General features: G+C 35.1%; 8 protein-coding genes, 1 other RNA gene and 1 pseudogene. 9 read left to right on the top strand and 1 reads right to left on the bottom strand.

What is annotated here, in order from left to right; translation table 11 throughout:
• The first annotated feature begins 103 nt into the window (after positions 1 to 103).
• From secG to ssrA, 5 genes are all read left to right on the top strand, one after another.
• Positions 104 to 337 (top strand): preprotein translocase subunit SecG, encoded by a 234-nt coding sequence (gene secG, locus HHU08_RS19235; protein WP_031540682.1) that lies wholly within the window; start codon positions 104 to 106, stop codon positions 335 to 337.
• Between the two features lie 249 nt (positions 338 to 586).
• The gene (locus tag HHU08_RS19230; protein WP_016203857.1) at positions 587 to 1330 is read left to right on the top strand and encodes an alpha/beta hydrolase; all 744 of its coding nucleotides are present in this window, start codon (positions 587 to 589) and stop codon (positions 1328 to 1330) included.
• A gap of 66 nt (positions 1331 to 1396) precedes the next feature.
• Positions 1397 to 3688 (top strand): ribonuclease R, encoded by a 2292-nt coding sequence (gene rnr / locus HHU08_RS19225; RefSeq protein WP_407939869.1) that lies wholly within the window; start codon positions 1397 to 1399, stop codon positions 3686 to 3688.
• A gap of 116 nt (positions 3689 to 3804) precedes the next feature.
• The gene (gene smpB, locus HHU08_RS19220) at positions 3805 to 4272 is read left to right on the top strand and encodes an SsrA-binding protein SmpB (RefSeq protein WP_016203855.1); all 468 of its coding nucleotides are present in this window, start codon (positions 3805 to 3807) and stop codon (positions 4270 to 4272) included.
• 167 nt (positions 4273 to 4439) lie between these two features.
• Positions 4440 to 4775, top strand: a transfer-messenger RNA (tmRNA) gene (gene ssrA, locus HHU08_RS19215).
• Positions 4776 to 5295: 520 nt separating this feature from the next.
• Here ssrA and HHU08_RS25170 read toward each other — a convergent pair.
• Positions 5296 to 5585: pseudogene (locus HHU08_RS25170) on the bottom strand (transposase); the annotation flags it as partial.
• A 345-nt stretch (positions 5586 to 5930) separates the two neighbouring features.
• On the opposite strand from HHU08_RS25170, the gene HHU08_RS19205 reads away from it, so the two are divergent.
• The 4 genes from HHU08_RS19205 (at position 5931) to HHU08_RS19190 (ending at position 12478) form a co-directional block, all read left to right on the top strand.
• Positions 5931 to 7478 (top strand): ABC transporter substrate-binding protein, encoded by a 1548-nt coding sequence (locus HHU08_RS19205; RefSeq protein WP_016203854.1) that lies wholly within the window; start codon positions 5931 to 5933, stop codon positions 7476 to 7478.
• Between the two features lie 138 nt (positions 7479 to 7616).
• Positions 7617 to 10640, top strand: a complete 3024-nt coding sequence (locus HHU08_RS19200) for an extracellular solute-binding protein (RefSeq protein WP_040343720.1) — start codon at positions 7617 to 7619, stop codon at positions 10638 to 10640.
• A complete protein-coding gene (locus tag HHU08_RS19195; protein WP_016203852.1) occupies positions 10618 to 11580 on the top strand; it encodes a carbohydrate ABC transporter permease in 963 nt (320 codons plus the stop codon). Before HHU08_RS19200 ends, HHU08_RS19195 begins: the two co-directional genes overlap by 23 nt.
• A gap of 28 nt (positions 11581 to 11608) precedes the next feature.
• The gene (locus HHU08_RS19190) at positions 11609 to 12478 is read left to right on the top strand and encodes a carbohydrate ABC transporter permease (protein WP_016203851.1); all 870 of its coding nucleotides are present in this window, start codon (positions 11609 to 11611) and stop codon (positions 12476 to 12478) included.
• Position 12479: the final 1 nt, after the last annotated feature.

The following is a 12479-nucleotide window of genomic DNA, read 5'->3' as shown; positions in this document are numbered from 1 at the left end:
TACTAATTATTATGATAAAGACGCGACATACTATTGTGACAAAACATAAAATATGATACATTTAAACTAATGTAGGTTGGTTTTAATGGAGGTGTTTGAGATGATACACACAGTTTTGATTACTTTATTGATTATCGTTGCAATTGCATTAATCGTAGTAGTACTTCTTCAAAATGGTAAGAGTGCTGGACTATCTGGAGCAATTTCTGGTGGTGCAGAGCAGTTATTTGGTAAACAAAAAGCACGTGGTTTAGAATTAATCCTTCACAATGCAACAATCGTTTTAGCGATTCTATTCTTTGTTTTAACGATTGCAGTTAGTTATTTTGATCTATAATAACGAAATTCGGTATAGATAAAAAAACCTGGCCATGAAAGGTCAGGTTTTTTTTCGGAAAACAAGTTGGTTCATACATAAGTGCTGATTAAAAAGACGGAACGACTATTAATGAAGTAATCAAATTACTGGATTCTTCTATTTCTTTTTTACTACAATAGAAGGATAGTTCTTTTTCTAACAAACATAGTAATTTAATTATATATAAGGACGAAGGAGAAGATAATAAGACAAAGGAGCGTTTATCTAATGAAAATAGTAGAACAGAAACCATTAACCTTTAAAGGAGATAATAAACGTGCAGTGCTTTTATTGCACGGCTTTACGGGAAATACATCAGATGTACGCTTACTTGGCAGATATTTAAATACAAAGGGCTACACTTGCTATGTACCTTTATATAAAGGTCATGGGGTACCGCCAGAGGAATTAGTGGAATACGGTCCAAAGGATTGGTGGAAGGATGTAACGGAAGCCTACCAGCATTTAAAAGAGATGGGGTTTGAAGAAATTGCCGTCGGAGGTCTTTCTTTAGGAGGGGTATTTTCCCTTAAATTAGGTTACACTGTACCTGTAAAGGGTATCGTAACTATGTGTGCTCCAATGTACATTAAAAGTGAAGATGTTATGTATGAAGGCGTACTTGAATATGCTCGTAATTATAAGCAGCGAGAGAAGAAATCAGAAGAAGTTATTGAGCAGGAAATGGCTCAATTTAAGCCAATGAATACATTAAAGGAATTACAAAATTTAATCAAAGAAGTAAGAGAATCGGTTGATCTTATTTATTCACCAGTTTTTGTTATTCAGGCACGACATGATCAAATGATTGATACAAATAGTGCGAATATCATATATGAAGAAGTGGAATCGATTCAAAAAGATATTAAATGGTATGAAAACTCTGGACATGTTATTACACATGATAAAGAAAAAGAAAAAGTTTTTGAGGATTTCTATCAGTTTTTAGAAAAACTAGATTGGAATGAATAAGATGTAAAGGAGGTTTTTTGTTTGGAAGATATAATTAAGGAAAATGTCGAGAAGCTATTAACTTATATGAAAGATGAAGCATATAAACCACTAACCGTGCAAGAGCTAGAAGAAGCTTTCGGAATAGAGGATTCTTCTCACTTTAAAGATTTTGTCAAGGCACTTGTACAGATGGAAGAGAAGGGGCTAGTTGTTCGGACAAGAAGCAATCGCTATGGACTTCCAGAGAAGATGAACCTTATTCGGGGGAAATTAGCTGGTCATGCAAAAGGATTTGCTTTTGTTATTCCTGAAGAACAAGGCATGGATGACATTTTTATCCCGCCAAATGAAGTTAAAACTGCGTTAAATGGTGATATTGTATTAGCACGTGTCACTTCTGAAAGCTCTGGACAAAGAAGAGAAGGAACGATTGTACGAATTATTGAAAGAGGCGTACAGCAAATTGTTGGTACATATTCAGAGAGCAAGCATTTTGGCTTTGTAATACCAGATGATAAAAAAATCGCGACTGATATTTTTATCCCAAAAGGAAGTACAAAAGGTGCTATTGAAGGCCATAAAGTAGTGGTTAAATTAACTTCTTATCCAGAAGGCAGAAAAAATGCAGAAGGGGAAGTTGTTAAAATACTAGGACATAAAAATGATCCAGGTGTTGATATATTATCGGTAATACATAAGCATGGATTACCACTTGCTTTTCCTGATAATGTATTAGAGCAAGCAAACAGCGCGCCAGATACCATTGATGAAAAAGAAATTGCTAATAGACGTGATTTACGCAATGAAACGATTGTTACCATTGATGGTGCAGATGCTAAAGATTTGGATGATGCTGTTACCGTTACTCTTTTAGAAAATGGTAATTATAAACTAGGGGTTCATATCGCTGATGTTTCCTACTATGTAACAGAAAATTCCCCTATTGATGTAGAAGCAGAGGAAAGAGGTACGAGTGTTTATTTAGTAGATCGTGTAATTCCCATGATTCCTCATCGTTTATCTAATGGGATTTGCTCTTTAAATCCAAAAGTGGATCGTTTAACGCTGTCTTGTGAAATGGAAATTGCGCCAGATGGTGAAGTTGTGAATCACGAAATTTTTCAAAGTGTTATTAAAACAACAGAACGCATGACTTATGCAGATGTAAATTCGATTTTACATGATAAGGATGAAGCATTGAGAGAGAAGTATGAACCCCTTGTACCAATGTTTGAGCGCATGGAAGGGCTAGCAGCAATCCTTCGTAAAAAACGTATGACTCGTGGTGCAATTGATTTTGACTTTAAGGAATCAAAAGTAATTGTCGATGAAGATGGGAAGCCTCAGGATGTTATTTTAAGAGAACGTTCTGTTGCTGAAAAATTAATTGAAGAGTTTATGCTTGTAGCTAATGAAACAGTTGCTGAACATTTCCACTGGATGCAGGTTCCTTTTATTTACCGTATTCACGAAGATCCAAAAGAAGAAAAGCTAAGAAGATTTTTCGAGTTTATTACAAACTTTGGTTATATCGTGAAAGGTACAGCGAATTCTGTTCATCCAAGAGCGTTACAAGAAATAATTGAAGCAGTACAGGGAACACCTGAAGAGATGGTTATTTCAACTGTCATGCTGCGTTCCATGCAACAGGCGAAATACTATCCTGAAAGTCTAGGCCACTTTGGTTTATCAACCGAATTTTATACGCACTTTACTTCACCTATCAGACGGTACCCAGATTTAATCGTACATCGTCTAATACGTACGTATTTAATTGAGGGAGATGTTAGTTCGGCGATACAAGAAAAATGGAATAGCCGCTTAACCGAAATTGCAGAGCACTCTTCTAATATGGAAAGAAGATCAGTAGAAGCAGAGCGTGAAACAGATGAATTGAAGAAATCAGAGTACATGCTTGATAAAATTGGCGAAGAATACGATGGTATTATTAGCTCTGTTACGAATTTTGGAATGTTCGTAGAACTTACCAATACGATTGAAGGACTAGTCCATGTAAGCTATATGACAGATGACTACTATCGTTATGATGAACGTCATTTTGCCATGATTGGTGAGAGAACAGGGAAGGTCTTCCGCATAGGAGACGAAATTACTGTTCGAGTCGTAAATGTAAATAAAGATGAACGTGCCATCGACTTTGAAATTGTCGGCATGAAAGGAACACGCCGCAGAGATCCGAAGAAAGATGGCAAGGTATTCTCCACGGGCAGTGTCTCTCGTGCACCACGTAAAGGTAAATCAGACAAAGATGCTGATCGAAAAGGTAAATCAGGAGAATCCAGACGAAAAGGAAAGAATGATAGAAAACACTTTGAGAATGCACCAAAAGCAAAGAGAAAGAAAAAGAAACGTTAATAAAATAGATACATGATTGTATGGGGATTCTTTAGAATAAGGAAACCCCATGCAGGGGATGTTTGAACATTAGCGGTTCTTTTGTTAAAATTATTGGCAGAGTAGGGGGAAGAGATATGCCAAAAGGTGAAGGGAAATTAGTTGCTCAAAATAAAAAAGCAAATCATGATTATTTTATTGAAGAGACTTATGAGGCAGGGATTGTTCTACAAGGAACAGAAATTAAAGCAATTCGTGCTGGAAGAGTAAACTTAAAAGAATCGTATGCGCGTATTATTAATGGAGAAGTCTTCTTGCTTGGTATGCATATTAGTCCATATGAACAAGGAAATCGCTATAATCATGATCCATTAAGAACAAGAAAGCTTTTATTACATCGCAAACAAATTAATAAGTTAATCGGGGATACAAAAGAAGCGGGCTATGCTTTAGTTCCACTGAAACTGTATTTTAAAAATGGCTATGCAAAGGTTTTGATTGGTCTAGGTAAGGGTAAAAAGAACTATGACAAGCGTGAAACTTTAAAACGTAAAGAAGCAAATCGCAGTATTGAACGTGCTTTACGTGAAAGGCAAAAAATGTAATCCAAAACTTTACAATTGAAATACGCTCCAGTTATGTTATAATAATTTATGTCGATAAGACAACATAACTTTAAGCTCCTATTTCAGAGCTTCCGAAACGTTAAGCTTAAATGCTAAGAATCTTGTAATGTAACAATTACTTGATTTTATCCTTATAATGGGGACGCTACGGATTCGACAGGGATAGTTCGAGCTTAGGTTGCGAGTCGAGGGGATCGGCCTCGTTAAAACGTCAAAGCCTATAACTGGCAAACAACAAAACAACTTCGCTTTAGCTGCTTAATAGCGCTTAGCGGTTCCTCCCTCCATCGCCCATGTGGTAGGGTCAGGGACTCACTTTAAGTGGGCTACGCCGGATTCCACCGTCTGAGGAAGAAGGAAGAGAACAACCAGACTAGCTTATCGGACGCCTGTCAACAGGCAGAAGAATAAGCGAAATACGAATATGTTGACTACACTCGTAGAAGCTTAAGTGCCGATGTTTCTGGACGTGGGTTCGATTAATATTAGTCGCCTTGTGTGGTAACATGCAAGTGAAAATTTGGCTTTATCGGTGAAACCTAAGTCACATAGATTGTGATAAGGCAATGCCGAGCGGTATGTGAAGTAATTCAACAGCCGTGTATCGACTTATAGGCTGCCAAGGAACTTGGTAGTACTAGGATACGAAATGCTACTTTTAAGTAAATTTATATTTCGTATAAGACGCCAAAGGACCTAACTAAATATTACAGGTTCAAGATATAGTCAGTGCCATGACGAAAGCATGGAATTGCACGTCCCACCGTCTCCACCAAATACATATTTGGTGGTTTTTATTTTGTGTTTTTTGAACCAAAAGTTTGCCACTTTGGCAAGGTTAGGATTCAAAAAACTTTAGGCAAATAATTGCTTCAAAAAGCGAAGTTTTTTCTAGGAACTGTAGATTATACTATAGTTCACAGTTTGTAAACAAAAGGGAATCAGAATGTTTTCATTCTGATTCCCTTTTGTTATTCTAGTTTTTTCGTTACTTTATTGTATTTAGCATATTTCTGGACTGTACCAAGTCCAGTTTGCCATTTTCTTTAGGTTCATGGTGTATCGCCAGCATAGACAATTTTTTAAGTCCCCTTAAAGTTGTCCATCGCATGCCTTGCTCTTCTTTTGCAGCTGGGAAAACACGTTTAATTGTTTCTTTCGCTTGGCGTAAATCTCTTTATATCTTGTCTATGACGAAGATGATCTGCTTCCTCCACATACTTTTCCCATACATGTCTTTGTATGAGTTTTTGGTGGTTTTGACTTTATGCACATTGAGATAAGAAAGGACATATTTCTTGTGTTATGTGGATATTAAAGGAAATATCTCGTTGAAAAGGTGTCTTATATCTCTATTCAACAGTTTATATTAAGTAAACGTTTTCTTTTATAAAAAAAAATAAAAAATGAAGATAAATAATCCACTATTTCTAAAAATGTTAACGGTTTCAAAAAGATTAGTTATATAAGAAAATGGTTTTGTAACAGATAGAATAGATAAAAGGGGGAAAAGAAAGAAGTTATTTATCGCTACGCAGCAAGTTTACGTAAACGTTTACCTCGTGATGAATGACCATTTTTTCTGATTTTTTACTGTTACAAAAGAATCATTAAACTCATTATTGTGGAGGGTCACTATGAAAAAAAGATTGTGTTTATTCTTATCATTATTAATTGTATTTTCACTTCTATTATCTGCATGCTCTAATGATACAAAAACAGATGAATCTGAAAAAGAGAAAAATGATTACGCTGGTATTGTTGGAATTGATGAAGATGAAAACGGAGTTCCAGATTGGCAAGAAAAAGAAATTGAATTAGTTTATGCAAATAATTTTTATGGGGAAAATGATGAAACAAATCCAATGGTTCTTAATATCAAAAAGTTCATGGAAAAATATCCTAACATAACGGTAACAAGAGATCGTCAATTTACAGGAGAGATGGATGATTTCGAAAAAATGGAAGTATTAACAGCTAGAGCATCTGAAGGTACACTTCCAGATGTATTCTATTCCCCGTTAGCTGCAGAAGCCTATGATAGAGAGTTAACATTAGATTTAACTCCTTATATTGAAAGTGATGAAGAGGCAGATTCTATTTCCGATAATGCCAGAAGCTTTATGATGAGTTATGACGGAGAGGAAATATACGGTGTTCCTTGGATGTCTGTTTCTCAATTTCCAGCAATCAATTTAAAGCTATTAAAAGAGAATAATATTTCGATTCCTTCTTATGATTGGACTTATGAGGAGTATGAAAATCTTCGTAGTGAAGTGGCTCAATTAACACCATCTAAACCAATTTTTCCAGGTATTATTGACTTTTCAGAGCTTGGACCACACTATTTCGATAGCATTCCAAATGGGTGGAAAGGATATAATAGCGAAACAGAAAGATGGGATTTTTCTGGTAGTCCGAAATTTGGAGAATGGTTTGAGTTAGTTGCTAAAGAAGGCAAGCAAGGATTGCATTTCTATGATTTAACAGAAGAAGAACGTGTAAGTAAAGTTGGAAACTTAGGTTGGCCATGGGGAGACGGTTTAGAAGCGATTGGAAATGTATGGATGTATGCATTGAGTTCAGATGTTAATGAGCTAGTGAAAAATCGTGAAATGGATATAGATATTTATCCAATGCCACAAGCTCCTGAAGGTGGAAGCACAAGTTTACATGGGTATTATGATACATTAAGCATTTCTAGTTCTTTATCAGATGACCTAGTGAAAGCAGAAGCAGCTTTTCAATTAGTAAAATGGTTATCATTTGGGGAAGAAGGACTTCTGTCTAAATGGAGTTTAATTGACGAATATTCTGGTTTAGAAGAAGATGCTCCGTTACGTGCAGAAGATAGTTTAATGGACTTTATCCAAGGATGGCCAGTTACAACTGATAAGGATGTTTTAGCACAACACCCATTTGTTAAAGGATTCGCTGCAGATAGCCCGTTAGCAATATTCAATTTTGAAGCATTTAAAAGCGAAGAATTTCAACAACAGCTAAGTAATCCAATTCCATTCCCAAGAAATATGCCTGCTGTTGCAAACGCATTCAATAATTTAGATACTTGGACTTTAAAAAATAAAATTAAAGATGAGGGAGTTAGATTTGGCGATATTGCAGCTGAATGGGATGAAACAATGAATGCTTATTTAGATGACTACTTACGCCAATATAATAAATAACAATAGAGTAAAAAGAGAATGTCTGATAAAAACAGTAGCGACAATCTTTTATAAAAATGATCGAGTTGACTACGGATGAAAACGTTTTTAAAAGATGTTCTCTTTTAAAGGAAAATTTGATTGTTAGGTTGGGATCAAATGACATTAAAAAAGAAAATAATACTATTGATCTGCACGCTCCTAATCATAGCTATTTCAGTCGTTATGATAATAGGAAAAGGGAATTTAAAAAAAAGCACGGATGATGAATTAACAAAAATAGAACAAGAAAAAAGCATGGAAGCTATAGAAGCTTATATTAGTGGATTTAAGAGTGAAAGCAATTATTATACGGTGGAGAAGCAATGGCAAACGAAGAAAATTGCCACTCCCAGCAAGAAGTATGAATTAACACCAGAGGAAATGCAAGGTGGAAAACGATTTGATCCATCCCAAAGTGAAGGATATGGAAAAGATGTTATTCGTTTAGAGCCAAAGGATGAACTAACTTTTGATGTTGAAATAGATCAAGAAGGTTTATATGAGTTTTGGTTGGATTATTATATTTTACCAGAAACAAATCTATTAGCAGAAGTATCTATGAAGATTAATGATGAAGTACTATTTAATGAAATGAATAGTTTCAATCTTTCACTAGATTGGCAAACAGAGACACTTGATAAAGGGAGCAAATATGATCGATATGGGGATGAGCTAAGTCCTAAATCGAATATGGTTTTAGAATGGAAGAAAGAAGGGGTACTAGACCCTAATCATTTTGCATATGAACCACTTAAATTTAAATTAAATAAAGGAAAAAATACGATTAAGCTATCTGTAACAGAAGGGTATCTTTTAGTAGGAAATATAGAGATTGCAAATACTACATCTGATACGCCAACTTATGCTGAATATTATTCGGAAAATAAACAGGATAAAACAGATACTAATAAGTTGATTACGATTGAAGCAGAAAATATTTCGAAAAAGAACAAACAAAGCATCCGTCCAAAGTATGTGAGAGATCCACAAATAACGCCATATGATTATAAAAATAGAATATTGAACGTGTTAGATGGTTATTCATTTGGAGATTCTGGAGACCGTGTTCAATATAATTTTGAAGTTGAAGAAAGTGGATATTACAATATTACCTTAAAATACGCTCAAGATACAAATAATGGAATGCCGACCTTTAGAAGAATTGAATTCGATGGAAAAGTACCATTTAAAGAACTAGAACTATATATGTTTTCCTATTCTAGTAGCTGGAAAAATGAATTATTAAAAGATAATGAAGGAACACCTTTCTCCGTTTATTTAGAAAAGGGAGCTCATACGCTGACACTTTCCATTAATCATTCCAATGTAAAAGACATTTATCATGAATTATTGACTACCTTAGAAGCAATTGATTCTGTTTCTAAAGATGTGAAGAAATTAACAGGTGGAATTGTAGATAAAAAAAGAGAGTGGAGAATTGAACGATATATTCCAGAAATTAAAGAGTATTTAATTGGTATATCAGAAAGAATCGAAACTCAAAAGAAAGCACTTCAGGAACGTTATGGAATGGATGATCTTCCAATTATAAGTGAGCTAGAAATTGCTCAGAAAGTGATAAAAGAATTTATTAAGAATCCAGAAGACCTTCCGCATTATATGAATAAATTTATCGAAGATGAAACCTCCGCTTATTCTAGAATAAAAATGATCTTACCAATGCTAGTGTATAATCCAATGCATTTAGATAAGATCTATGTTCATACAGAAGGAGAAAAGATTCCAAAAGCAAATGCAAGGTTATTTACAAGCATCGTAGAGAGTACGAAAGCATTTACTTATTCCTTTTTTAATCCTAGATATAATCAAGAGGATGTAGTTGATGATGAAACCATTGAAGTATGGGTAAATCAATCGAGATTATACGTAGAACTTATGCAGCGAATGATAGATGAGGAATTCACACCAAATACAGGAATTAAAGTGAATCTATCTTTATTACCAGATGAAAATAAAATTATTCTTTCAAATTCCGCAAATAGTACGCCAGATATTGCATTAGGGGTAAGTCATGCGAGACCGTTTGAGCTTGCGTTACGTGGAATTATTGAGGATTTAAGTAAGTATGATGGATTTTACGAGTTAACAGAACAATTTAATCCAAATACGTTTGTCCCTTTTATTTATGATGAAGGGGTATATGCAATTCCGGAAACGCAAGATGTAAAACTGTTATTCTATCGAAAAGATATTTTATCGTTTCTAGGTGAAACACCACCACAAACGTGGGAGGATGTTGTTGGATTAGTGCCGATGCTTCAAAGGTATAATATGAATTTTTATACCCCACTTGGATCCAATAATTCATTCAAAGGATTTGATACAACTACGCCATTTATTTATCAGTTCGGCGGTAGATTATTTAATGAATTTGGAAATCAATCTGTGATCAATAAGGATGGGGCTTATGAAGCTTTTGATTTTATGACTAGTTTATTTACTGTCTACAATATTCCTATCACTACTTCTGAATTTTTCCAAAACTTTAGAAATGGAAAATCACCAGTTGGAATTGGAGACGCCAATACGTATATCCAATTAAAGTATGCTGCACCTGAATTGGCTGGACAATGGGGTGTTATGCCTATACCTGGTGTCGAAGATTCAAAAGGTGTTATCGAGCGATGGGATCCAACTTATGGAAGTACAGGGATCATTTTCAGCGATAGTAAAAAGAAAGAAGAGTCATGGGAATTATTAAAATGGTGGGCGAATGCTGATACGCAAAGTAACTTCTCTTATAATATTCAGTCCATATTAGGAAATCAATTTTTATATTTAACAGCAAATATCGATGGATTTAAGAAAAGTGCTTGGCCATCTGATTCCAAAGGCGAAATATTAGAGCAGTGGAATTGGATTCAAACAACTGGAAAGGTTCCAGGTGATTACATGGTAGAGCGTGAGATTAGTAATGCTTGGAATAAAGTAGTGTTTGATAAGGAAAATCCTCGAATCGCTATTGATCAGGCAGTGAAAATAATTGATAGGGAATTGGAACGTAAATTAACAGAGTTTGGTTATATGGAAAATGGAAAATTAATCAAACCGTATAAGGTTCCAACCATTGAAAATGTAGAAGAGTGGGTGAGAAGGAATGAAAAAGTACAGCAAGAATAAGCTGCCAAACGATGTTAGCGATACAGGAAAAAAGCGTAAAAGGATACATGGCATTTTTAGAAAAATAAAGGACTCTTCCTACTTTTTTATTTTTCCTTATGTCACTTTATTTACACTCCTTATCGTACTACCAGTGGTTGTGGCAGCTGTTTTATCCCTTACGTACTTTAACACAGTACAATCGCCTGAGTTTATCGGTTTCAAAAACTACATTGATTTATTTACAGGAGATACGGTATTCCTACAGAATGCAATCTCCAATATGTTAATTTATTCGATTATTGTTGGACCGCTTGGTTATATATTTGCCTTTTTTCTTGCGTGGCTATTGTCACAGGTTCCTCATCGAATAAGAACCATCTATACAGTTATCATTTATTCCCCATCCATTACAGGCCCTATTATGATGGGGGTTGTATGGAGGGTGCTATTTAGTGGGGACCAGGTAGGTTATATTAACTATTGGTTATTAGAATGGGGACTAATTAAGGAACCACTACAGTTCTTACAGGAACCAAGCTTATTGATGCCTATCATGATCTTTATTGGATTGTGGGGAAGTATGGGAGTTGGTTTTCTTGCGATGCTTGCAGGATTGCTAAATATTGACCGCTCCTTATATGAAGCGGCACATATCGATGGTATTCGTAATCGATGGCAAGAAGTATTCTATATTACGATTCCTTCCATGAAACCACAAATGCTATTTGGAGCAGTAATGGCGATTATCGGAACCTTTAATGCTTCTGGATTAGCAGCGACATTAAGTGGGGGAACCCCTCCACCACAATATGCTGGTTGGTTAGTTGTAGACCATGCAAATGATTTTGGTTTTACACGATACGAGATGGGGTATGCTTCAGCCATTACGGTTGTTCTTTTAATTATCGTCGTATTGTTCAATAAGATAAGCTATAAATTATTTGCAGAAAAAGATTGAAAGTAATTTCTTAAGTGAGGTGAGTGCTTTGGCAAGCTCCATAAAGTTTAATCCAAAGAAATTTCATAAGGATCAGTGGAAGTTCCATCTAACGTTAACTATATTATCCATATTTATGGGACTCCCTATTCTTTTTATTATAAACCATGCTTTTAAACCATTTACCGAACTATTTGCGTATCCACCTCGGTTTTTTGTAAGACAACCGACGTTTGAAAACTTTAAGCTATTGTTTAATTTTTCAGCAGAGTCTGGTATTCCGTTGTCAAGATATGTATTTAATAGTTTATTTACAACTATTTTAGTTATCCTTTTTACTTTACTAATTAGCTCTTTGGCAGCATTTGCTTTGTCGAAAATGGAGTTTAAAGGGAAAAAGGCATTGGATAAAATAAACACACTAGCTTTAATGTTTGTACCAGTGGCTGTAGCTATTCCAAGGTTCTTTATTATTGTAAATATCGGTATCTTTAATACGTATTGGGCACATATTATTCCATTGCTTGCGATGCCAATAGGAATCTTTTTATTGAAACAATTTATGGATCAAGTACCGAATGAATTGTTAGAAGCGGCAAAAATGGACGGGGCAAGTAATCTACGAATCTACTGGAGCGTTCTTCTTCCTTTAGTAAAACCAGCACTTGTAACGGTTGCAATCTTAACATTCCAAGCAAGCTGGGGGAATTCGGAAGGCTCTTCTCTATTTATGGATAAGGAGTCCATTAGAACGCTTCCATTCTATTTAGACACATTAGTAGCGCAATCTGGAAATATTGTTGCTGGCGCTGGATTATCTGCTGTAGCAGGGTTAATTATGTTTTTACCAAATTTACTGTTATTTATCTTTTTACAAAATAAAGTCATGAACTCCATGGCTCATACGGGGATTAAGTAAT

Origin of the sequence: Niallia alba, assembly GCF_012933555.1 — a bacterium.
GTDB lineage: Bacteria > Bacillota > Bacilli > Bacillales > Cytobacillaceae > Niallia > Niallia alba.
The sequence above is the reverse complement of the archived record's forward strand: the minus strand, read 5'-3'. Positions and strand labels throughout refer to the sequence as shown.

Bases quoted from the DNA above. Each gene is read 5' to 3' on its own strand.
- HHU08_RS19230 (WP_016203857.1), top strand. From the start codon at position 587: ATGAAAATAGTAGAACAGAAACCATTAACCTTTAAAGGAGATAATAAA.
- rnr (WP_407939869.1), top strand. From the start codon at position 1,397: ATGAAAGATGAAGCATATAAACCACTAACCGTGCAAGAGCTAGAAGAA.
- smpB (WP_016203855.1), top strand. From the start codon at position 3,805: ATGCCAAAAGGTGAAGGGAAATTAGTTGCTCAAAATAAAAAAGCAAAT.
- HHU08_RS19205 (WP_016203854.1), top strand. From the start codon at position 5,931: ATGAAAAAAAGATTGTGTTTATTCTTATCATTATTAATTGTATTTTCA.
- HHU08_RS19200 (WP_040343720.1), top strand. From the start codon at position 7,617: ATGACATTAAAAAAGAAAATAATACTATTGATCTGCACGCTCCTAATC.
- HHU08_RS19195 (WP_016203852.1), top strand. From the start codon at position 10,618: ATGAAAAAGTACAGCAAGAATAAGCTGCCAAACGATGTTAGCGATACA.